Source organism: Pseudaminobacter soli (ex Li et al. 2025) (genome assembly GCF_003012705.1).
Taxonomy (GTDB): Bacteria; Pseudomonadota; Alphaproteobacteria; order Rhizobiales; family Rhizobiaceae; genus Pseudaminobacter; species Pseudaminobacter soli.
In genome coordinates, this window is the sequence record NZ_PXYL01000030.1 from 18,970 (window position 1) to 39,704 (window position 20,735).

Consider the following 20,735-nt stretch of genomic DNA (forward strand, 5'->3'; position numbering starts at 1 on the left):
TCCCTGTTGCAAACATCCTCGGGTTGGCATATATCTCAACCATCTATCTGGATGTTTGGATATATGGATAAGACTGCAGCACTCGCCGCCCTCGCGGCACTTGGTCAGGACACCCGGCTCGAGGTCTTCCGGCTGCTAGTGCGCGCCGGGCCGCAAGGCGTCCCGGCGGGCGAGATCGCGACGCGGCTGGGCACGGTCCAGAACACGACATCCGCCCACCTGAAAATCCTCGACCACGCGGGCCTGGTGCGCGCCGAACGCGAGGGCCGCACGATCCGCTATGTCGCCGACATGACAGGGGTGCGCGACCTGCTCGCATTTCTCATGGAGGACTGCTGCAACGGCGCGCCAGAGCTCTGCCAGCCCGTGATCGAAGCCGTGACCTGCGGCTGTTGAAGGAGCCGACCATGACGCAGAGCTATAACGTCCTGTTCCTATGCACTGGCAACTCCGCCCGCTCTATTCTCGCCGAGGCGATCCTCAACCGCCTGGGAGAGGACAGATTCAAGGCGTTCTCCGCCGGATCCCAGCCAAAGGGGACGGTCCATCCCTTCGCGATCGAGCTGCTGAAGGGCATGGGCTACGACACCGACTTTGCCCGTTCGAAGAGCTGGGACGAGTTCGCCGCACCAAGTGCGCCCCACATGGATTTCGTCTTCACCGTCTGCGACCAGGCGGCGGAAGAAACCTGCCCCGTCTGGCCGGGCCATCCGATGACGGCACACTGGGGCATTCCAGATCCGGCGGCAGCGCAGGGCAACGACGCCGAGAAGCACCTCGCTTTCGCCGAGGCCTACCGCATGCTCTCCAACCGCATCTCCGCTTTCCTGTCGCTGCCGCACGCTTCGATCGACCGACTGGCGCTTCAGCAGCGGGTTAGCGAGATCGGCCAGCAATTCCAGAAGGTCGGCTGAACCAAGGAAAACCACATGACGGACATCGCAGCCGAGGCGGGGCGCAACGCGCCCGCGCGGATCGGCTTTTTTGAGAAATACCTGACCGTGTGGGTCGCGCTCTGCATCGTCGCGGGCATCGGCCTCGGCTATCTGCTGCCGGGATTCGTCGGCGCGGTCGCCCACGCGGAACTCGCCCGGGTCAACCTGCCCGTCGCCGTGCTCATATGGCTGATGATCGTTCCGATGCTCCTTAGGGTCGACTTCGCCTCCATGGCGAAGGTCGGCAGCTATTGGCGGGGTATCGGCGTGACGCTGCTTGTCAACTGGGCGGTGAAGCCGTTCTCGATGGCGTTGCTGGGTTGGCTGTTCATCGGCTGGCTGTTCCGGCCTTACCTGCCAGCCGACCAAATCGACTCCTACATAGCCGGGCTGATCATCCTCGCCGCAGCGCCGTGTACCGCCATGGTCTTCGTCTGGTCGGCGCTGACCCGAGGCGAACCGAACTTCACGCTCTCGCAGGTGGCGCTCAACGACGCGATCATGGTTGTCGCCTTCGCGCCGATTGTCGGACTGCTGCTGGGCCTGTCGGCGATCATGGTGCCGTGGAATACGCTTGTCCTGTCGGTCGTCCTCTACATCGTGCTGCCCGTCATCGTCGCCCAGATTGCGCGCGCCAGGCTGCTCGCTTCCGGAGGCCAGGCTGCACTCGACCGGCTGCTGACCCGGCTGCACCCCGTCTCGCTGCTGGCGCTGCTCGCCACCCTCGTCCTGCTGTTTGCGTTCCAGGGCGGCCAGATCGTCGCCCAACCGCTGGTCATCGCGCTGCTGGCGGTGCCGATCCTCGTCCAGGTGTACCTGAACTCTGGCCTGGCCTACCTGCTCAACCGGATCTCGGGCGAACGCCACTGCGTGGCAGGCCCGTCGGCTCTGATCGGCGCGTCGAACTTCTTCGAACTCGCGGTCGCCGCGGCGATCGCGCTGTTCGGGCTGCAGTCCGGAGCGGCCCTGGCAACCGTCGTCGGTGTCCTCGTCGAGGTCCCGGTCATGCTCTCGGTCGTCTGGATCGTGAACCGCTCGAAGGGCTGGTACGAAGCCAGCCCCGCCGTCTCCAAGAACACCGCCACACAACGGACCTGAACAATGGACGTTACCATCTACCACAATCCCGCCTGCGGCACCTCTCGCAACACCCTGGCGATGATCAGGAACGCAGGAATCGAGCCTACGGTCATCGAGTATCTCAAGTCGCCGCCGACCCGCGGACAACTGATCAAGCTGATCGCCGATGCCGGGCTGACGGTACGGGCGGCTATCCGCGAGAAAGGGACACCCTACAGCGAGCTCGGTCTCGACGATCCGGCACTGACGGACGACCAGCTTCTCGACGCGATGCTAAGGGACCCGATCCTGATCAACAGGCCGTTCGTCGTCACGCCGCTTGGCACGCGTCTTTGCCGGCCTTCCGAGGTAGTGCTGGACATTTTGCCGGAGACCCACAAGGGCGCCTTCACGAAGGAAGACGGCGAGCGCATCCTCGACGAGAAGGGAAAGCGCATTGCCTGAAACATTTCCTTCGCTGGCGCTCGACCATCTGCGCCTGCCCGATGCCGACGCCCTGCGGCCAGCTTTTTCGACCCACAAGCCGCGTATCCTGATCCTCTACGGATCGCTCCGCGAAGTTTCCTACAGTCGTCTGCTTGCCCACGAAGCACGGCGTCTATTGGAGCGGTTGGGCTGCGAGGTCCGCATGTTCGACCCGAAGGGTTTGCCGTTGCCCGACGAAACGCCACCCACCCATCCCAAGGTCGCGGAGTTGCGCGCGCTTTCGGAGTGGTCCGAGGGCCAAGTCTGGGTCAGCCCGGAACGCCACGGCGCGATGACCGGAATCATGAAGGCGCAGATCGACTGGATACCGCTCTCGGTCGGCTCTGTACGGCCAACACAGGGCAAGACGCTTGCGGTGATGGAAGTGTCTGGCGGCAGCCAGTCCTTCAACGCCGTCAACCAGATGCGCGTCCTCGGACGCTGGATGCGGATGATCACCATCCCCAACCAGTCGTCGGTCGCCAAGGCCTATCAGGAGTTCGATGCCGACGGCCGCATGAAGCCGTCGTCCTTCTACGACCGCGTTGTCGACGTCTGCGAGGAACTGGTCAAGTTCACGCTGCTCACCCGCGACGCTTCCGCATATCTGACGAACCGCTACAGCGAGCGAAAGGAAGATGCCGTCAAACTGGAGGCGCGGGTGTCCCTGAGGTCCATCTAGCAGGTCATGACGTCGCGGTGGCCGTGCCATCGGCACCATGTGCGTCAGGATGGCCGACAGCGCAAAGCCCTTGAGGGCAAACGCCGGCGAGACCATAACCATGCCGCGCTGCCGGAGATCGGCTGGAAGCGCACCGGCAACCGCCTCCCGGCCGTGACGGAGCATATCCTCTTCAATACGAGCGCCAATCTAACCTTCGAAGTCAGCGACGGCTCACAGCCCATCCAGCTCTATCGGGCGGGAGAGCCCTGTTTGTCAGACAGCGGCATCGTGATCGAACTCTCGCCAAGGCCAGCCAGTTGCAAGCCCCGTGACAGATGGCTCGCTGAACAGGCTACCTCAGTGACGTCGACATGCTGCGGTCTTTTAAATGTGTCGAAGTGCTGCGCCTGAAAGGCGCCACTTTCTCTACGTTCGTTCAAACCGCCTCGCTCTCTGTGACTGCCTCGGGACATTCGGTTTTGGATAGATCCTGATCACGCAGTTGCAGTTCCGAACAGCCAGCCGATAGCTGCAGTCGCTGCCATTGCGGCCGCTCCCCAGAACGCCACGCGGCTCGCACCGAGCAGCGGGCTTGCGCCTCCGGTTTTCGCCCCGAGCGCACCAAGTCCGGCGAGAAAGACCAGGGATGCGGCAGAGACGGCTGGAATAAGCGCGCCGAACGGTACGGCCAAGGCCACGATCATCGGCAGCGCCGCCCCTGCAGCAAATGTCAAGGCAGAGGTAATCGCCGCCTGGACTGGTTTGGCGGCAGCGACTTCGGAGATACCCAATTCATCCCGTGAATGGGCACCTAGCGCGTCTTTCGCCATCAACTGGGTAGCCACCTGGTGTGCGAGGTGTTGGTCGAGACCGCGGTCGACATAGATTTGCTTGAGCTCCTCAAGCTCTCTTTTCGGATTTTCGCGCAGTTCCGCCCGCTCCCGCGCAATATCGGCCTTTTCCGTGTCGGCCTGCGAGCTCACCGACACATATTCGCCCGCGGCCATCGACATCGAGCCGGCCACGAGGCTGGCAAGGCCGGCGAGCAGAACCTCAGGCTTGCCCGTTGAGGCGGCTGCGACGCCTACGATCAGACTTGCAGTTGAAACGATCCCGTCATTTGCGCCGAGAACTGCCGCACGAAGCCAGCCGATCCGCTGGACTAGATGCCGTTCTGGATGTGATACAGATCTCACCATCCGAGCCTCCTCTAAGCATTGCAGCTCAACAACCCAAAGCCATTTCCCGTGGCTTTGATCTCAAGCTACGGCGGAGATAACATCATAGCTATTGGCAGTATTTAATCACGACGAGAGCAGGTCCAGCATTCTTCGCTGATCCTGCTCCCTCTTCCAGTGCACCAAGAGTGCCGTCAAGAAACATCGCCCGCTTCGGCCGCAGCCTTGCGACCTGTCAGCATGGCCCGCACGAGATTCTCACTGTGGCGAACACTGGAGAAGATCACGCCAAAGACATGCAGGGCGACCAGAATGAGCATCAGGTTCGCACTGATGTCATGAGTCTCCTGGACCCATTCTATCCCCCAGAACGCGTCGGTCGTTTGCAGCCACCCAGTGATAGCCACGACTGACATCGCCAGGAGGAGCCAGACGATCATCACCGCACCCATGGGATTGTGGCCAAGATACCGCGCCTCCCGGCGCGCCAGAACGTCGCTCGCATAGCCGATCGTCTGGCCTGGGCTGCGGATGAATTGCGTGAACCGGGCGTAACGCGAGCCAACCAGCCCCCAGACTAGGCGCGACGCCACAAGCACTCCGGCGGCGTAGCCCGCGACCTCATGCATATTCTTGAGTTCGCCAGCGGTCAGCCAGGCCACCGCGAAGCTGGCCACGAGGCTCCAGTGGAAAATCCTGACGAAAGGATCCCAGATCTTCACGGTGGCAGGCATTGCTCAGCCCTCGCTGTCTTCGCTTGAACCAGGAACCCTCTCAAGCGTCTTGGGGTTGAAATAGGCCTCGACCTTCTTGCCACCTGCGTCGATGGCGTAAGCCTCGTAGCAACCGTTCTCGGTCTTGATCGAGCGGATCTTCCATCCGTCAGACTTCAGTTTGGCCTCGAGTGCTTCCCGTGGCTGCCACTCGCCAACTGGAACGTCGCACTTGTTACCTGCGAATGCAGGGAAACTTGCCAGCGCGCCAAGAAGTACGGCGGGTACGAGGATCATCGTCTTCATTTCTAGCTCCTTCGGTTGATCCGACGCTCGGTTTGTGAAGCGCGAAGCTGACAACAGCCTGAACGGGGCCGAGACTTTGTGAGACATTGCATTCAGGTGGCTGTCAGTTCTTCAATCTATGCGGACCAACCCGCATGATGAGGTAGATCGAGATGCGCATACTTCTGGTCGAGGACGACAAGGCGATTGGCGGCGCGGTGAGGGATCATGCCGGCAGCCAGGGCCACGCCGTCGATTGGTCGAAGTCCTTGGCTGAGGCGGAAGAGCTCGCCTCGGTGATTGCTTATGAACTCGTGCTACTGGACTTGCACCTGCCCGACGGGAACGGGCTTAGCTTTCTGAAAACTCTTCGGGATCGCGCCGACGCGGTTCCGGTCATAGTCCTGACGGCACGCGACCAGATTTCTGACCGTATTGCAGGATTGAATGCCGGTGCCGACGATTATCTCGTCAAACCCTTCAATCTGGACGAACTCTCAGCGCGCATTCATGCCGTTGCCAGGCGATACGGCCAGAATGTTCAGCCGCGGCTGGCTATTGGGGCATTGAGAATTGCACCTGCCGAGCGGATCGTGACGCGCGAGGATCGTTCCATCGACCTGACGGCGCGCGAGTGGGCCGTGCTCGATCGGCTTCTCTCTCGTCAAGGGGCCATAGTCTCCAAAGCGCAGATCGAGGACGCGCTTTACGAATTGGGTGCCGAGGTGGAGAGCAACACCGTGGAAGTTTATGTCAGCCGCCTGCGCAAGAAACTCGGCGGCGAAATCATCACCACCGTGCGTGGCGTGGGCTACAGGATTACCAACACGTGAGAACGCCGATCAGCATGACCCGCCGCCTTATGCGCTGGCTCATCGGCGTCGCGGTCCTCTTCTGGCTATCCGCCGCGGGACTGGCCGCCTTCGTCATGTACCATGAGTATCAGGAAGTGTTTGACAGCGCGCTCCAGGAAACCACGCAGCGACTGATGCCTCTGGTTGTGGATGATCTCTACCAGACGGGTGCCTCGCCCAATCCGCGCCGCATGCACGAGGCGGCCCTGGCCCACAAGGAGCACCTCATCTACCAGGCGCGTGATGCAACTGGGCAGGTGCTGTTGCATTCACACGATGCTCCGCAGCAGCCCTTTGATGTGCCACTGGTGCCGGGATTCCATCAGACGGCGACCCACCGCATCTACACCGAAGCGGCACTGACCGGCACGCTTTTCCTGCAAGTCGCCGACCCGCTTGACCATCGTTGGGAAGCGATGCGCGAGAGTGCATTCTCGCTTCTCGTCCCGGTTCTTCCGCTCGTGCCCCTGAGCCTTGTCGTGATCTGGCTGGTCGTCAGGCAGTCTCTCAAGCCTATCGCCAGCTTTAGGCAGGAAATTGCGACCCGCGACGGTGCCAACCTGACGCCTATCGGGATCGAGACACTGCCGACCGAACTGGGAACGATTGCCAGTTCGGTCAACCACCTGCTCGCACGGCTCCGCGATGCGATCAACGCCGAACGGGAGTTCACCGCCAATGCTGCCCACGAATTGCGTACGCCGATTGCCGGTGCCCTCGCCCAGGTACAACGCCTGGTCCTGGAACTGCCGACCGGTAAGACGAGGACTCGCGCGCAAGACGTCGAAACGTCGCTCATGCGGCTCACGCGTCTAACAGAGAAACTGCTTCAGCTTGCCCGCGCCGAAGCCGGCATCGGGCTAGCGGTGGATGCTACCGACCTCGCAGTCCCCATTCGTTTGATTGCAGCCGAGTTCGAACGCAGCACCGAGGGTGCCGGGCGAATTGTTCTCGACATGGAGCCTTCATACACGCTGATTAGGAGAGTGGACGTCGACGCGTTCGCGATCGTGTTGCGCAACCTGATCGAGAACGCGCTTATTCATGGTGCGTCCCACGGCACCGTTACGATCTCCGTGAAAAACCACGACACCATCTCAGTTGCCAACGACGGTCCGACCGTGCCTTCAGAACAGCTCGAAAGGCTCACCGCTCGATTCCAAAGGGCATCGGAAAATGCCAAAGGAACGGGCCTTGGCCTCTCTATCGCGGCGACACTCGCACGGCAGATGGGTGGCGTACTTGATCTGCGTTCCCCCCGAATCGAGGGTCTGGACGGCTTTGAAGCCTTGCTGACCGTCTGAGTTTTGGCAACGATCGGCAAATGACCAACCAGGAGGCGCGTTGTGGTCCGTCTGGACCGGGCCGGCAGCAGACCGACGATGCATTCGTCGAGATGCCACTTGTCGCCAAGGCAACCGGCTGACCGTCATCTAATCTCGTTGGCGAAGCCTCGACCGAATTTCTCCGCACACGTACGTTCAACTGAGCCGGATTACAGCCAAAGGATCGTTTTTTGGACGGGGGCTGGTGCTGCTTCACTAGCCTTCGTTCCTTCGTCTTCGTTTGTGGCTGGAAACGCTGTGGCACTCGAACCATTTCGTAGCCCAAAGTAAAAGCCAGCTTTCGCCAGGGCCAAGCGCATGTGCGGTGCGACGCCTTCCGTCTCTCTGTCGCTCAAGCGCAAGAGGTGAGGCCCGGCGATGCCTGTCTCAAGGCGGAACCTCAACCTATCACCGGGCCTCGGCTGCCGAAGGGATAGCAGCGCGGATAGCGCCGCCATTTCTCCAACAGGATGCAATTGAAACCGGAATTCGACCTGATCAGACATCGAAGGATGCAATGTCAGTCTACCGGTCTGAGGTGGGCCGCCGTCAGGCTTGAACCGGACGACGGCCACGTAAGCTGACTTAGAAGTTGTGATTGCCGTTGCGGTTTCCGTTGTAGCTGCCGTAGTTGCCGTTGCCGTTCCAGTTGCCGTTGCGCGAGCCCCAGTTGTCGTTGCCGTTGTAGTTTCCGTTATGGCTGCCGTAGTTGTCGTTGCCGTTCCAGTTGCCGTTATGCGAGCCCCAGTTGTCGTTGCCGTTGTTATTGCCGTTGTCGGACCCCTTGTTGAAGTTGCCGTTGTAATTTCCGTTGTCGTTGCCCCAGTTGCCGTTGCCGTTGCCATTGCCGTTGTCGTTACCAGCGGCAACAGCGAAAGCAGTCATCGCGACAAGTGCGGTCGCTGCGAGGAGAAGCTTTTTCATAACGGTTTCCTTCGTTAATGATGCTATTTGGGGGGGATCAAATAGCGGTTGCACTGCGACACCCTCATGGTGAGGCCTTCGTTCGCAGTCTCAATATCGTTACGCCTAATGGCGTAATTAACAATTCGGGCTAATCACATTTATCTATACGAAATTCGCCGATGATATACTTACAAAAATCCCGATAGATTCAGGTGAAAACCTGACAGTTGCGTCAAACTCTTCGGACATGGAAATGGCCTATCCTCGAAGCCTTGGCCGTCAGCGCCAACTTCCGCATGGACGGTGATATGCCGCAGAATTGGTAGTTGTTTCCGGCTCGAGGACCGCAAGGCCCCTTGGGTTCCCCAACCAAATGACCGAACCCGCTTTTCAGCGATATCGGCCCTATCCGGACACTCGACGCACCTCTGCAAGGCGTCCGCTTCTGGCGCGACCACGATCTTCTGCATCGTGACCCGCGATGTCTGCTTCTGGGCGGAGAAAAAATTTGCCTGTATGGCCGACATGGGGCGCTTTGCCGCCCGGCGGCTTTGGGGCCGTGTATGGACGGCTCTCCGTTGGCAAGGGGTTCTTTGAGCACTGCATTCGCTGGTTGGTCCGGCCATGTATCCGACCTGTAGGTGCGGCCTTTCATGTGCCGCTGGCCATAATGCCATTCGCGCGTCTCAGATCCCGATCGAAAGCTCGCACTCGAAGGTGCACGGCCCCAGTGGGTTCTTCTGATCCGGCGGTATCAACCGGCTTGGTGCATTAGCTCCTATCCGCCCTTTCCAACCTCGTCGGCGTTTCCTCGCCTTGTCTATGCGATGACCGGCTCCCGGTAGCGCTCGCCGCTTGTCATCAATGCCCAAACCATCCGCGCGGTCTTGTTGGCCAGCGCAACCGCTGCAACCTTGGTTGTTCGCCGCGCCATCAACTGCACCAGCCATGGCCGCCTGGTCCCGTTCCGTTCGGCATAGCGGATGACCGCCATCGCGCCGACCACGAGCAACTGTCGCAGATAGCGATTGCCGGCCTTGGAAATGCTGCCGAGCTTCTCCTTGCCCCCGCTAGAATTCTGCTTCGGCACGAGCCCGATCCAGACTTGAACGCATGCGCATCGGCGACCGTCGCCACGAATGCACTCGCCAGCAGCGGGCCGACGCCCGGGATCTCCATCAACCTGCGGCCAAGCTCGGTCTCTCGCGCACTCGCCCGAACCCGGCGATCGTTTTCGAGGATCTGTTCCTTCACGACCCTGAGCTGCGCCTCGAGCATGCGCAGGCATACCCGTGCATCAGCGGGGATCCTGGCGTCGCTCTCGTCGTTGACAACCACGAGCAGTTGCTCGATCCCATTCCGCCCGATCGGCGCTACGACCCCGAACTCGGACAGGTGTGCCCGCAACGCGTTCGATATCTGTGTCCGCTGGCGGTTGAGCATCAACCGCACCCGGTGCAGCATCATCACACTTTGCTGTTCGGGCGACTTCACCGGCACGAAGCGCATGGTCGGCCGTGTCACCGCCTCGCAGATCGCCTCCGCGTCTGCAGCATCGTTCTTCTGCCGCTTCAGATAAGGCTTCACATACTGAGCCGGCAGCAGCCGCACATCATGGCCACGTGCAGTCAGCTCTCTCGCCCAATAATGCGACGAGCTGCAGGCTTCGATTCCGACCAGGCAACGCGGCAGGCTCTCGAAGAATGCCAGCACGCGGCCACGGGTCAGCTTCCTGCGAACGACAATCTCACCCGCCGCATCCACGCCGTGGACTTGAAACACTGACTTCGCAATATCCAGACCAATTGTCGTAACGTTGCCCATCATAGATCTCCTCCAGCTCTGGCCCCACGATCATACGCAGGGAAGGAGGAGAGCCGTCCACCGCATCAAAAGCTGCCAGTCCGCTATTGGGCCGGAGTTACCAACAAGCGGCTGTTCCCGCTTTTACTGGTTTACCTCCTGAAAGTGATCCTTCTTGGAGTATGGCTCATGGGCCGAAGAAGGACATTGAAACGGCAGCGATGATCCTGGCTGAAGCTGCAGAGGGAAACTTCTAAGCCCCGCCTGCCGCCGACGGTGGTGAACGGTGCCCCGTTTCGACTTTCCGCCGTTCCCGTCAACCTGGCACAGGCCGTGCCTCCTTGAACACATCGAGGGCCATTGCAGCAAAGGCGGCCACAGCACCCAAGCCGCGGGCTTCCCGGCGTGCGACCAGATATTCGCCTGCCTTAATCCCGATATCGGAGATGGGGACCGCACGCAGCCGCGGATCGCGTCCCAATTCCTGATCGAGCACGATGCCGATGCCGATCCTTGACGCGACGGCCTCCTTCACGGCCTCTCTGCTGCCAAGAACCAGATGCGGTGAGATTTCAATCGAGTGGCTCGCCAGTGCCGTCTCGAGCAGTTGACGTGTCATCGAGCCGGCCTCGCGTGTCACCAGGCGCTGCCCGATAAGCTCGTGAGCCTCGATGTGACTGCGGTCCCACCAGGGATGCCCCTCGTGCACAAGGATTTGCACCTGCTGGCAGACCAGCAGGTCGCAGGCGAAATCGGGATGCGGCATCGGCATCGTTACGATCGCAACGTCGACGCGATTCTGCGCGACAAGGTCCAGTAGGCTGCTGGAGTTCTCCAGCCGCACGTCGAGCCGCACGCCCGGATGTGCGGCGGTAAACCGTTCCAGAATGGGCATGGCCACATAAGGCGCACAAAGCCCGATGGCGAGGTGCCCGACTGCCAGGCTGCGCCCGCCATCCACCCGCGCCCCGATGTCGTCGAGCATGAGGATGACCTGCCTGACTCTTGGCAGCAGGTCCAATGCATCCGGTGTCAATTCCACCCCACCGGCCGTGCGAACGAAAAGCCTGGTCCCGACGGCGTCCTCAAGCGATTTCACATGCTGGGTGATGGCCGGCTGGCTCACCCCCAGTGCCTGGGCGGCGGCAGAGAAGGTGCGATGGCTGGCGACGGCATGGAAGGCGCGGAGCTGGGCGAGGTTCATGACGGTTTTCGGCTACGAAATAAGTTCGCATTCATACGAGCGTCACACGATTTAGCGAAACTTATAGCATAGAAGTTCTCGCAGGCTCGGAGTTTTTCATGTCTACCCATTCGATTTCTAACATCGCTCGGATTGCCGTTCTGGCTGCCACGGCGGTCACACTGGCAAGCGGCAGCTCATTTGCCGCGGAGGTCGTTCTCTACAACGCCTCCGACAGCGTAAACAGCGCGCTGGTCAGCGCTTTCAAGGAAAAGCACCCGGACATCGAAGTGAAATTCGTCTCGGGTTCCACGGGCCCCATCGCCGAGCGCGCCATTGCCGAGAAGGGCAAGCCGCAGGCGGACGTGGTCTACCTCGTCAACAACTTCGCGCTCGAACAACTGAAGCAAGCCGGTGTGTTCGAGCCCTATGAGCCCAAAGACTCCAAGATCGCCGCCGAATTCCGCGATCCCGACCGCTTCTACAACAAGTATTTCGCCACGACTATGTGCATGGTCGTCAACAAGGAGCGGCTGGAGCAGAAGGGCCTGCCCATGCCCGCGACGTGGGAAGACCTGATCAAGCCGGTGTACGGCAAGGAAATTGCCCTGCCGTCGCCGCTCAAGTCCGGAACGGGCGGGGCAATCCTGTCGACCTTCGTCGACGCGTTCGGCTGGCCGTTCGTCGAGAACCTCAACGAGAACGTCTATCAGTATTCGGATGGCGGCTCGGGTGGTGCGGCCATGGCCGGCGCGGGCGAAGTCTCGATCGGCCTGACCTTCGACACCACCTGCTTCGAAACCAAGTCCTCCGGCAAACCCGTGGAGATCGTCTACGGCCGCATCACGCCCAACGTGACGGAAGGCGGCGGCCTGGTCGCGGGCGGCCCCAACCCGACCGAAGCCAAGATTTTCCTCGACTTCATGGCCAGCGAGGACGCGGCTGCGGTTCTGGGCAAGGTCGTTGGCGCCACGGCCGCGCCCGGCTACGGACTAGTCGACCTCAAGGAGATCACCTTGTGGCAGATGCGCCGCCCGGTCGACATGTCGGCCTTCAAGCGCGAGTTCGCCACCCGCATCCTGAAGCAGTGATGGCGGACGCAGCTCTTAGCCTTACACCGTCGCGGCCGGCTCCTGTCGAGAGCCGGCCGCACCTGGCGGTTCGCAACGTCGTCAAGGCCTATGGCAAGGGCCGTGCTGTTGACGACGTGACGCTTGAACTCGCCAAGGGCGAGTTCGTGACCCTCCTCGGCGATTCCGGTTGCGGCAAGACAACGCTGCTCAGGATCATCGCCGGCTTCGCGCAACCGGACGGCGGACGCGTTATGCGGGCGGATCAGGATGTCACCGACATGCCGCCCGCTCGCCGCCGCATGGGCTTCGTGTTCCAGTCCTATGCGCTGTTCCCGACGAAAACGGTCGCCGACAACATCGGCTTCGCGCTCACGATAGGCTCTCGAGATCGGAAGGAACGGGAACGGCGTGTGACCGAGCTCGCACAACTCGCCGAAATCGACGGGCTGCTCGACCGCTATCCGCATGAACTGTCGGGCGGCCAGCAGCAGCGCGTGGCGCTGGCGCGTGCATTGGCTTGCGATCCGGAAGTGCTCCTGCTCGACGAGCCGATGTCGGCACTGGATGCGCGCATCCGGGTAAAGCTGCGCAACGAGCTGCGCGCCATCGTCGATCGGCTCGGCATCACCACGCTCTACGTGACGCACGACCAGGAGGAGGCGCTGGCGTTGTCGGACCGGGTGGCCGTGATGCGCAACGGGCGCGTCGAACAGATCGGAACCCCGGCGGAGATCTACCACAGCCCGCAATCCAGATTCGTGGCCCAGTTCATCGGCAGCTCCAATCTTATCGAGGGACGCGTCGTCGCGGGCGGCCTGGATTCGTCGGGCGATTTCTGGCCGCTGGTCCTGCGGCCCCACTTGGCGCCCGGTGAGACCATCATCGTGCTCTACCGGCCCGAGCACATCGGGGTCGTGCAGGGTGGCGGCGGCGTTGCCGGCCGCATCGAGACGACCACTTTCCTTGGTTCCGTCGTCCGCCTCAGCGTGAGGCTTGCGTCCGGACGCATCGTGATCGTGGACCGGCCTTCGCACGAGGCCAGCTATCTCTGGGCGCGGGGCATGATGGTTTCGCTCAAGCCGGACACGCGGCGCGCGGTGATCATCCCTGGCGAGGGCCGGCCATGATGCGCTTGATGCGCCAGTTGCCACGCGCGGTCGTCACCGGGATACTGGCGTTTCTCCTGGCGGTCTTCATCGCCGTTCCGATCGGCATGGTCCTCCTGGAAAGCTTCGTCATCTCCGGGCCGATGCCGCCGGCGCGCCTGAAGGCGGTGACGATGGAAGCGATCGCCGAGTTGCCTTCCAGCGAGAGGGCCAGCACGGTTCAGCGATGGGTCGACACTGCGACCGAGGCCGAGCGCGTCGAGGCGACGGCCGCGGCATTCAATCTCGCCGAGGTTCCGATCGCCTGGGACCGCAGCGCTGCCTATTCAGAACAGGTCAAGGCGATAGAGGCTGCTATGGCGAGCCTTGCGGCTGAGGTGCGGGCAACCATCGAGGACAATTACGCGATCTCCCATGTCATGCTTCACAAACGCACGGCGCTGGCGTTCAAGGTCAAGGATCGGCTTGGCCCCCAGGCCTTCGATACCTTGCGCAACGGCACTGACGACCGTTGGGGCCTCGACCACTACCTCAAGCCGTTCCAGGATTCGTATCTTCGCAACGCAGCCATCAACAGCCTCGTGCTCGCGGCCTTTTCGGTCATCTTCACGGTGTCGCTGGCCTTCGCGCTCGCCTACGGCATCAATTGCGGCGGCGTGCCCTGGCCGTCCGCGATGCGGGTGGCGTTTCTGATGCCGCTGGTTGCACCGCCGGTCCTGATCGCCACGGCCACCGTGATGTTATTCGGCCGCCGCGGGCTGGTGACGCACGCTTTTCTCGACCAGGGCCTCGGGCTCATCAACGCCGACGAAACCAATCTCTACGGCTTCTTTGGTGTCGTTCTGGCGCAGGTGCTGTCCTTCGTGCCCGCCACGCTGATCATTTTCGACAATGTCATGCGCAGACAGGACGGCCGTATCGACGAAGCCGCCGCCGGCCTCGGCGCCGATCATTTCACGACTTTTCGCCATGTCACGCTGCCGTTGGCGCTGCCAGCTCTCAAGCGCGCCGTCGTGCTCGTTTTCATCATGAGCCTGACGGATTTCGGCAATCCAATGATCCTCGGCCGGGACACGCCGGTGCTCGCCGGCGTCGTCTACGACGAGATCACCGCCTACCGGAACACGCCGCTCGCGGCCGCCTTGTGCGTCTGGCTCATCATTCCCTCTTTCCTGCTCTATCTCGGGCTTGAGACGTTCGGCCGCCGCAAGGGCTATTCCAGCACCAGCGCCAGCAGCCGCTCCGAACTTTCCATGCCGCGGTCCTGGCGCATCGCGCTGACATCGATCGCCGGGACGGTCGTTGCCCTGATATTCGCGATCTACGGCACCATGGGACTCGGCGCAGTAACCCGTGTGTGGGGCGTCGACTGGAGCCCGACGCTTGGCTACTTCTCGGCCAGCGGCGTGAATGTCGGGCTCGCCGGCACCGGCTATGGCAGTTCCGACCGCGGCCTGGACGTCGTTTGGGACAGCGTTCGGCTCGCAACCATCGCCGGGCCGCTTGGCGGGCTGTTCGCCATCGTGATCGCCTATGTCGTGGAGCGTCTGCGGCCGCCGGGCGCCAATCTCATCGTCTTTCTGGCACTGGTGCCTGCCATCCTGCCCGGCATCATCTTCGGCATCGGCTACATCGTCGCCTTCAACCTTCCGTTCGGGATCGATAGCCTGTCGCTCACCGGCACGTCGGCCATTCTCGTTCTCAATATTCTGTTCGCGAATGTGTTCGTCGGCGTGCTCGCCGCGCGCGCGGCACTGCAGCGCATGGACCGGTCCGTCGACGAAGCTGCGGAAAGCCTCGGCGCAGGGCTGGTGTCGCGCTTCGTCCGGGTCACGTTGCCGATGCTGCTGCCGGCTCTCTTGCTCGGCATGCTCTACGTCTTCATCGACGCGCTGACCACCTTGTCGTCGGTGATCTTCCTGGTTTCGGGCAATCACAAGCTGGCCTCGGTCGCGATCTTCAACCATGCCAACTCAGGCGAATATGGCTACGCCGCCGCCAAGAGCCTCGTGCTGCTGGCTTTCGCGATCGCGGCCATGGGCCTCGCCTGGCTGATCGAGAAGCGCAAAAGCCTCGTCAGTCGTCGCCTTTCCCTGCGGCGTTGGTCGCCGCTGCCTCGCTTCTCCACGAACAATCGGTGAGCAAGACCGTGACAAAGAATCTCGTCGATCGCGACGCCGCAGCTTTCTTTCATCAGAAAGGGTCGAGCCCGTGCATCTCCGCGTTGCGTGCGGCGGAAGGCATATGGCTTGAGGACGTGGATGGACGTCGCTTCATCGACCTGCACGGCAACACCGTCCACCATATAGGCCACCGGCACCCCGAGGTGGTGGCGGCCGTGAAGCGGCAACTGGAGATGCTGCCATTCTCGCCGCGCCGCTTCACCAACGAGCCCGCTGTCGCGCTCGCCGAAAAACTGCTCTCACGCTGGCCGGGACCGCCGGCCAAGGTACTCTTCGCCACCGGTGGATCCGACGCGATCGAGATCTCGTTGAAGCTCGCCCGTGTGGCCACTGGCCGCCACGAAACAATCTCGCTGGAAGGCTGCTATCACGGCCACGGCTTCGGCGCGTTCGGTCTTTCAGAGGCTCGGCCCGACACGCGCCTGGGGCCCCTTCTGCCGGGGCGTTGGCACGCGACGCCATACTGGGTGCCGGACCGTGGGCCCGAGCTCATGCTCGAGGATATGCGCCGCGCATTCGCGCAATCGGACGGAGGCATCGGCGCTGTCATTGCCGAGCCGATCCGCTCCAACTGCCAGGTTCCACCAGCGGGACTTTGGCAGGAAGTACGTCGCCTGTGCGACCAGCACGGCGCGCTGCTGATCTTCGACGAGATTCCGTCCGGCCTCGGCAAGACCGGGCGTTTCTTTGCTTTCGAACACGTCGGTGCGGTGCCTGATGCGGTGGTCTTGGGCAAGGGCCTTGGAGGCGGCATCCTGCCGATTGCGGCCGTCATCGCCGACGCCCGCTTCAATGTGGCGCCGGAACTCGACCTTGGCCACTACACCCATGAGAAGAATCCGCTCACCGCCCTGGCGGCCTTGACGACCATCGAAATCATCGAGCGCGATGGGCTTGTCGAGCGCGCCGCCGAACTTGGGACGCGGATCATTGAGCGCATCGATGAACTCGCCCGGCAAACGCCGTCGATAATCGGCGTGCGGGGGCGAGGCCTGCTGCTTGCGGTTGAGTTCGATCCGGCCGTTTGCGAAATGACGGCGGGCCCAGAGTTCACCGCTCGCCTCGTCAGCGCCTGCATGGCCGAGGGCTTGTCCACGACCGGCAAAGGGGACTCCAGCATCGGCCTTTCCCTTCCGATGACGGTCACCGATGCTGAGCTCGACCTTGCTTTTGAGAAGCTCGAACGCGCCGCAGGTGTGGTTCAGTCCACATCCGCAGCCCCCGCTTCGGAAACATCCATCGGCTTAGCGTGAAAGCTCTGTTGAGTGGGCCTGCCCGCAGCTCGATTCCCGACAGTACGCCTCGGGTTTTGACTGGGCACTCGGCGAAACGAGGGCCCGCTGCCAGTCGGAGCTTTGAGGAAAGGATCACAGTTCGTAATGAATTCGTCCTGATCTGCCGGCTTTCCGCCCGGTTGCAGCCATTCGCAACGCCTAGATCGAATGGCAGCTTTGGGTCGTTCCTGCGACTTCGTAGACAGATCCGCATTTGTATCGGCGAGTGACCCGCAAGTACTCAGTTGCTCCAGAAGTTGTCCTTACCGAGCCGATTTCGAAATGCCGCCTTGGGGCCGTGTATGGACTGTCCGGTTCTGGGACGGCACTGCCAAAAAGCTGACACCATCTCTGACGCGGGTGGGAGCTGCTGCGCATCACCTGGCTGGACGCTGACCATCTTTTAGGTCAGCGACCGTCCGCGGGGCGGCGTACCAGGAGCCATTGCGCTCGATGCGGCGTTAGCGAACGGATCCAGCGGGTTCGTTGACGAAGCTAGACGGCCGTTCGCAACGCCAGGTTCTCGCGAAGGTCCGTCTCACCAGTCCGACCGATAGTCACGGCTTCGTCTCGTCCGGGTCGCGTGACGCGTGATTGCACGCTTCAAGTGATTGGATCCGAGATTGGAGCTGCAACCAGCGTGGACGCTCGACGCTAGCGCTGCTGATATGCATGATGGCCTTCATGGTGGGGCTGGGTGTCTATGGCATTATGCCGGCCACCATGCCTTCGCGAAGGTGATCGGATAAGGCGTGCTCTTACCCAGCCAGCAAGGATAGGAGCTCATATCGCTTCCACCTTTGACGGAATGTGATGCAACCGAGAGCCAAATCGCTCGACCACTGCCGCTTGCTGTAATCTCGGCTCTTCCACATCAACCCGTATTCCAGCCGGAGGAAGGCCTCTATGAACGCTAAGCGTTTCTCTCATCCTGTCGAGATCTTCGTCGGCCTTGGATCCCACCGAGTTATCGAGAATGCCGGGCAAGCATACGAGGTGCTGAATGAATGGAGCGGGAGCCGTGGTCCGTGGCATGCCCAGGCACTCAGCAAATGCCGTAGCGCGTTGACCAACGATCGCAACGTTGCAGCCGCGCGCATTGCATTTGTGGCCTTTGCGCGGGCGAGAGGTGTGCTGGTGCCCGATGCGCTTACGGCTGCCATGACAGAGGCTGCACGGGAGTGGCTGAAACGCCGATCTTTTGCACGTTAGGCGCTCATTTGCGGACATTGCGGACACCCTTTTTACTGTCCGCACCTGGAGGTGCTTTGCGCTGCCGCCCTACCCTCATTGGCAGGGGATCACAGAAGGACCAAGGCCGGGCGCCTGCAGCTTGTTGGATTGACGGTCTAAAAAATTCTACGCACCATTTCGAGATTGGGGGACCAAGGGATGACTGATGTCGTTGAGGACCTGCGCGCAATGGCGGCGAACCCTGGCGGTTACACAAAAGCCGAGGTGATTGAGCTGCTCATGAAGGCTGCCGACATGATAGAAAATGACAGAACGGCGCTGGCCAAAGCCAGAGGCGGCATCATCGAGGCGGTCGGGCACCTGGACAAAATGACAGTAAAGCGAACCGAAGAGAGCACACGACAGCTCTGTTCTGGCCAGGAAGGACCCAAGCCGGGCTGCGGCTAGAAGGATTGACGGCCGAGGAGATTGTGCGCACCCTTCTGGAAAAGGGATGGTTTCTGAGATGTCAGGCGTTCTATTTCAGTCAGGCGATATCACGATCACTAGCGCAGGTCTCGTTGTCGGGGCCAATATACATGAGATAATTGGACTTATCGCCTTTGTCGCTCTGTTACTTGTGGCGAACAATGTCCCCGAGAAACGCACACTAACCCTGAAGACATCTAGTGGCGACGTGACCGCTCTAAGCTCGCACGACGCGAACTTGGTCGAAAGCGTGCACCGAGCGATCGAGAATGCCTTCCCGCGATAACAAACGCCTCGGCGTATTCTTTCCCAAGTAGCCAGCCTAAAACGCAATTTAGAGCGACGCCATGAGAAAGCCCGCCGCCTCGGGCGAGACGACGGGCCAGTTTGATGCGGCGCTCCGGTACTCTCTACTATCCGAGCACGCCTTCATAATTGGCCTAGTATGGTCAACAATACCTTAACAACCCCGCCGAACGCCAAATCGCCGGCAGGTGGCACTTGTGACTAGGCGAAATCCTATGGACAGAGAACGCCCGTCAACCAGAAGCAATCATGAAATGACGGGCGTCCGGGCTCCGGCGCGTGCAGGGATCGGAAGCGACACTGAAGCCACGCTAGTAGGCACATCGAACGCGACGAGGCCATTGAAGTTCCTCGCGCCGAAGCCGAGTTACCGCTGCCGCTCTGTCCTGATCCGTTTCGGCGCTGGCCCATTCGACCGACGACCGCCAGGTGCATAGCCTTGCTTGTGTAAGCGGACCGCTATTTCTAGGATTTCGTCGGCACTACGGCCGCCAAGCGAGTAGATCGACAAGATCCTTGCAGCAACCTCGTTGTGCTCCGCCGGATCCGCAATGTGGACCGCCTCCATTGCACGCTTCACCAGCGCGTCGAGCATGTCCAGCTCGTCGGGCGAGAACGAACCCTTTTGCTCGGGATGGCGGTGGAGATAGTTGCGCATGACGGCACTCCTCCAGACGCGACAATCATACGCCCGTCAGGAGGGGATTCCGATGACAATCGGTAGGTGCGCGTTCAAAAAGAAGCCCCCCGTCTTTTAGAAAAACGGAGGGCGATAGTAGAGCCATTGATGGGCCTGGAACGATCGAGCTGCGATATGGTTCCCGGTGGACGCAAAAAAAATGCCCGTCGCGGCGAACCGAGACGGGCAGCTTCCTCCTTGGCGAAGATGGTCCTCCCAGACCATGAGGCCAATGTAGTTGCAACTGAACGGCACATCATGTCAGGCGAAACAGCGGTCCGATCAAGAAAAAGCCCGCCACGGCGAACCGGGCGAGCTGATCCCTGAAGCGAAGATCTGTAAAAAAATGCGGGTGTCCCCCGCGAGCGTGCCAACTTAACCTGGGCAAAATCGTCAGTCATGTCAGGGAAAACGGTATTGTGGCAGAGTCGCCTACTCTGCACTACCCTATGACCTCCGACCCCGGCGAAAGCTGGGGCTTTTTCTTTTGGCTGAGTGTAACGGCCGGCTAAAGTTGCCAGGACTGCAAAATCGGTAACGCTTTCAGCAAAACCGGGGAAGTAAAGGCGGGCAGCAGATCGTTAGCTGAGGTTCCGGGACAGGCAAGGCAAGGCGCAGGCGACCCTGTTTCCGTATTTAAGAATCGTGAAATATAAGCAAGGGCATGCATGGAATCATACACACCTGTTCCATCGAGAATGAAGCGTCCGCGCGGGAGACCGAAGCGGGCTCCGTGTGAGGATGATGAACCAGATGACAGACAGCTCCGACGCCTTTGTCTCCGAACTTCTCCGCGCTGCGAACGAAGTTGCACGGCTCACGGTATCTGAGCGCGCCAGGCTGTTGCAGCGCGCCGCCGCGACGATCAGAGACTGCCGCGACGAGATCGGATCTCCGGAAACGCCAGCAGATGATATCGGCGATCTGGAAGACATAGTCTACTGCCTCAACGAAGCGGCGAACCTAGTCGACGAATCTACCGATGCGGAAGTTGCGGAGACTCTCGTGGAGGCGATCGGCGCAATCCAGGCAGCGCAGACCCTGCTCATGGAGCGTCCGGC

21 protein-coding genes and 1 pseudogene are annotated in these 20,735 nt (G+C 61.2%); 15 read left to right on the plus strand and 7 right to left on the minus strand.

Annotated features, from left to right (window positions below; all coding sequences use genetic code 11):
• Positions 1 to 63 precede the first annotated feature (63 nt).
• The 5 genes from C7I85_RS28210 to arsH are packed head-to-tail and all read left to right on the plus strand — an operon-like array spanning position 64 to position 3,162.
• Positions 64 to 396: an ArsR/SmtB family transcription factor gene (locus tag C7I85_RS28210; RefSeq protein WP_106727327.1), complete on the plus strand. Its 333-nt coding sequence runs from the start codon at positions 64 to 66 to the stop codon at positions 394 to 396.
• An 11-nt stretch (positions 397 to 407) separates the two neighbouring features.
• Positions 408 to 914, plus strand: coding sequence for an arsenate reductase ArsC (locus C7I85_RS28215; protein WP_106727328.1), 507 nt, complete (start codon positions 408 to 410; stop codon positions 912 to 914).
• Between the two features lie 60 nt (positions 915 to 974).
• The gene (gene arsB, locus C7I85_RS28220) at positions 975 to 2,033 is read left to right on the plus strand and encodes an ACR3 family arsenite efflux transporter (RefSeq protein WP_181257435.1); all 1,059 of its coding nucleotides are present in this window, start codon (positions 975 to 977) and stop codon (positions 2,031 to 2,033) included.
• 3 nt (positions 2,034 to 2,036) lie between these two features.
• A complete protein-coding gene (gene arsC / locus C7I85_RS28225; RefSeq protein WP_106727330.1) occupies positions 2,037 to 2,459 on the plus strand; it encodes an arsenate reductase (glutaredoxin) in 423 nt (140 codons plus the stop codon).
• On the plus strand, positions 2,452 to 3,162 hold the full coding sequence (gene arsH, locus C7I85_RS28230) for an arsenical resistance protein ArsH (RefSeq protein ID WP_181257431.1): 711 nt from the start codon (positions 2,452 to 2,454) through the stop codon (positions 3,160 to 3,162). Before arsC ends, arsH begins: the two co-directional genes overlap by 8 nt.
• A gap of 476 nt (positions 3,163 to 3,638) precedes the next feature.
• Here the strand turns inward: arsH and C7I85_RS28240 are convergent, their stop codons facing one another.
• The 3 genes from C7I85_RS28240 to C7I85_RS28250 all read right to left on the minus strand — a co-directional run bounded on the left by C7I85_RS28240 (position 3,639) and on the right by C7I85_RS28250 (position 5,341).
• On the minus strand, positions 3,639 to 4,343 hold the full coding sequence (locus C7I85_RS28240) for a VIT1/CCC1 transporter family protein (protein WP_181257432.1): 705 nt from the start codon (positions 4,341 to 4,343) through the stop codon (positions 3,639 to 3,641).
• Between the two features lie 173 nt (positions 4,344 to 4,516).
• A complete protein-coding gene (locus C7I85_RS28245; protein ID WP_106727331.1) occupies positions 4,517 to 5,056 on the minus strand; it encodes a cytochrome b/b6 domain-containing protein in 540 nt (179 codons plus the stop codon).
• A 3-nt stretch (positions 5,057 to 5,059) separates the two neighbouring features.
• Complete coding sequence (locus C7I85_RS28250; protein ID WP_106727332.1) at positions 5,060 to 5,341, minus strand: PepSY domain-containing protein; 282 nt, start codon at positions 5,339 to 5,341, stop codon at positions 5,060 to 5,062.
• Positions 5,342 to 5,493: 152 nt separating this feature from the next.
• On the opposite strand from C7I85_RS28250, the gene C7I85_RS28255 reads away from it, so the two are divergent.
• Both C7I85_RS28255 and C7I85_RS28260 read left to right on the plus strand, forming a co-directional pair.
• The gene (locus C7I85_RS28255; RefSeq protein WP_106727333.1) at positions 5,494 to 6,153 is read left to right on the plus strand and encodes a response regulator transcription factor; all 660 of its coding nucleotides are present in this window, start codon (positions 5,494 to 5,496) and stop codon (positions 6,151 to 6,153) included.
• Positions 6,150 to 7,478, plus strand: a complete 1,329-nt coding sequence (locus C7I85_RS28260; RefSeq protein ID WP_245445145.1) for a sensor histidine kinase — start codon at positions 6,150 to 6,152, stop codon at positions 7,476 to 7,478. Before C7I85_RS28255 ends, C7I85_RS28260 begins: the two co-directional genes overlap by 4 nt.
• A 606-nt stretch (positions 7,479 to 8,084) precedes the next feature.
• On the opposite strand, the gene C7I85_RS28275 is transcribed toward C7I85_RS28260, so the two are convergent.
• The 3 genes and pseudogenes from C7I85_RS28275 to C7I85_RS28290 all read right to left on the minus strand — a co-directional run bounded on the left by C7I85_RS28275 (position 8,085) and on the right by C7I85_RS28290 (position 11,412).
• Positions 8,085 to 8,423 carry a hypothetical protein gene (locus C7I85_RS28275; protein ID WP_181257433.1) on the minus strand — a complete coding sequence of 113 codons (339 nt, stop codon included), beginning with the start codon at positions 8,421 to 8,423 and terminating at the stop codon, positions 8,085 to 8,087.
• An 802-nt stretch (positions 8,424 to 9,225) separates the two neighbouring features.
• Positions 9,226 to 10,229 (minus strand): annotated as a pseudogene (locus C7I85_RS28285) (IS110 family transposase).
• A gap of 295 nt (positions 10,230 to 10,524) precedes the next feature.
• Positions 10,525 to 11,412 (minus strand): LysR substrate-binding domain-containing protein, encoded by an 888-nt coding sequence (locus tag C7I85_RS28290; protein ID WP_106727337.1) that lies wholly within the window; start codon positions 11,410 to 11,412, stop codon positions 10,525 to 10,527.
• Positions 11,413 to 11,510: 98 nt separating this feature from the next.
• Between C7I85_RS28290 and C7I85_RS28295 the strand changes: the two genes are divergently transcribed.
• From C7I85_RS28295 to C7I85_RS32400, 7 genes are all read left to right on the plus strand, one after another.
• Positions 11,511 to 12,482 (plus strand): extracellular solute-binding protein, encoded by a 972-nt coding sequence (locus C7I85_RS28295; protein ID WP_106727338.1) that lies wholly within the window; start codon positions 11,511 to 11,513, stop codon positions 12,480 to 12,482.
• Complete coding sequence (locus C7I85_RS28300) at positions 12,482 to 13,591, plus strand: ABC transporter ATP-binding protein (RefSeq protein WP_106727339.1); 1,110 nt, start codon at positions 12,482 to 12,484, stop codon at positions 13,589 to 13,591. The genes C7I85_RS28295 and C7I85_RS28300 overlap by 1 nt, the downstream gene beginning before the upstream one ends.
• Positions 13,588 to 15,711 carry an ABC transporter permease gene (locus tag C7I85_RS28305; RefSeq protein WP_106727340.1) on the plus strand — a complete coding sequence of 708 codons (2,124 nt, stop codon included), beginning with the start codon at positions 13,588 to 13,590 and terminating at the stop codon, positions 15,709 to 15,711. Before C7I85_RS28300 ends, C7I85_RS28305 begins: the two co-directional genes overlap by 4 nt.
• On the plus strand, positions 15,672 to 17,006 hold the full coding sequence (locus tag C7I85_RS28310; protein WP_245445146.1) for an aminotransferase class III-fold pyridoxal phosphate-dependent enzyme: 1,335 nt from the start codon (positions 15,672 to 15,674) through the stop codon (positions 17,004 to 17,006). The genes C7I85_RS28305 and C7I85_RS28310 overlap by 40 nt, the downstream gene beginning before the upstream one ends.
• Before the next feature lie 927 nt (positions 17,007 to 17,933).
• Positions 17,934 to 18,239, plus strand: a complete 306-nt coding sequence (locus C7I85_RS28315) for a DUF982 domain-containing protein (protein WP_106727341.1) — start codon at positions 17,934 to 17,936, stop codon at positions 18,237 to 18,239.
• 180 nt (positions 18,240 to 18,419) lie between these two features.
• Positions 18,420 to 18,668, plus strand: coding sequence for a hypothetical protein (locus C7I85_RS28320; RefSeq protein WP_106727342.1), 249 nt, complete (start codon positions 18,420 to 18,422; stop codon positions 18,666 to 18,668).
• 58 nt (positions 18,669 to 18,726) lie between these two features.
• On the plus strand, positions 18,727 to 18,975 hold the full coding sequence (locus C7I85_RS32400) for a DUF6232 family protein (RefSeq protein ID WP_428832922.1): 249 nt from the start codon (positions 18,727 to 18,729) through the stop codon (positions 18,973 to 18,975).
• A gap of 387 nt (positions 18,976 to 19,362) precedes the next feature.
• Here the strand turns inward: C7I85_RS32400 and C7I85_RS28330 are convergent, their stop codons facing one another.
• Positions 19,363 to 19,653 carry a hypothetical protein gene (locus C7I85_RS28330; protein WP_106727344.1) on the minus strand — a complete coding sequence of 97 codons (291 nt, stop codon included), beginning with the start codon at positions 19,651 to 19,653 and terminating at the stop codon, positions 19,363 to 19,365.
• Between the two features lie 762 nt (positions 19,654 to 20,415).
• Between C7I85_RS28330 and C7I85_RS28335 the strand changes: the two genes are divergently transcribed.
• On the plus strand, positions 20,416 to 20,735 hold a 320-nt coding region (locus C7I85_RS28335), incomplete at its 3' end, for a hypothetical protein (protein ID WP_106727345.1).

Bases quoted from the DNA above. Each gene is read 5' to 3' on its own strand.
- C7I85_RS28330 (WP_106727344.1), bottom strand. From the start codon at position 19,653: ATGCGCAACTATCTCCACCGCCATCCCGAGCAAAAGGGTTCGTTCTCG.
- C7I85_RS28295 (WP_106727338.1), top strand. From the start codon at position 11,511: ATGTCTACCCATTCGATTTCTAACATCGCTCGGATTGCCGTTCTGGCT.
- C7I85_RS28215 (WP_106727328.1), top strand. From the start codon at position 408: ATGACGCAGAGCTATAACGTCCTGTTCCTATGCACTGGCAACTCCGCC.
- C7I85_RS28315 (WP_106727341.1), top strand. From the start codon at position 17,934: ATGAACGCTAAGCGTTTCTCTCATCCTGTCGAGATCTTCGTCGGCCTT.
- C7I85_RS28275 (WP_181257433.1), bottom strand. From the start codon at position 8,423: ATGAAAAAGCTTCTCCTCGCAGCGACCGCACTTGTCGCGATGACTGCT.
- C7I85_RS28305 (WP_106727340.1), top strand. From the start codon at position 13,588: ATGATGCGCTTGATGCGCCAGTTGCCACGCGCGGTCGTCACCGGGATA.
- C7I85_RS28290 (WP_106727337.1), bottom strand. From the start codon at position 11,412: ATGAACCTCGCCCAGCTCCGCGCCTTCCATGCCGTCGCCAGCCATCGC.
- C7I85_RS28320 (WP_106727342.1), top strand. From the start codon at position 18,420: ATGACTGATGTCGTTGAGGACCTGCGCGCAATGGCGGCGAACCCTGGC.
- arsC (WP_106727330.1), top strand. From the start codon at position 2,037: ATGGACGTTACCATCTACCACAATCCCGCCTGCGGCACCTCTCGCAAC.
- C7I85_RS28300 (WP_106727339.1), top strand. From the start codon at position 12,482: ATGGCGGACGCAGCTCTTAGCCTTACACCGTCGCGGCCGGCTCCTGTC.
- C7I85_RS28255 (WP_106727333.1), top strand. From the start codon at position 5,494: ATGCGCATACTTCTGGTCGAGGACGACAAGGCGATTGGCGGCGCGGTG.
- C7I85_RS28245 (WP_106727331.1), bottom strand. From the start codon at position 5,056: ATGCCTGCCACCGTGAAGATCTGGGATCCTTTCGTCAGGATTTTCCAC.
- C7I85_RS28210 (WP_106727327.1), top strand. From the start codon at position 64: ATGGATAAGACTGCAGCACTCGCCGCCCTCGCGGCACTTGGTCAGGAC.
- C7I85_RS28250 (WP_106727332.1), bottom strand. From the start codon at position 5,341: ATGAAGACGATGATCCTCGTACCCGCCGTACTTCTTGGCGCGCTGGCA.
- C7I85_RS32400 (WP_428832922.1), top strand. From the start codon at position 18,727: ATGTCAGGCGTTCTATTTCAGTCAGGCGATATCACGATCACTAGCGCA.
- C7I85_RS28240 (WP_181257432.1), bottom strand. From the start codon at position 4,343: ATGGTGAGATCTGTATCACATCCAGAACGGCATCTAGTCCAGCGGATC.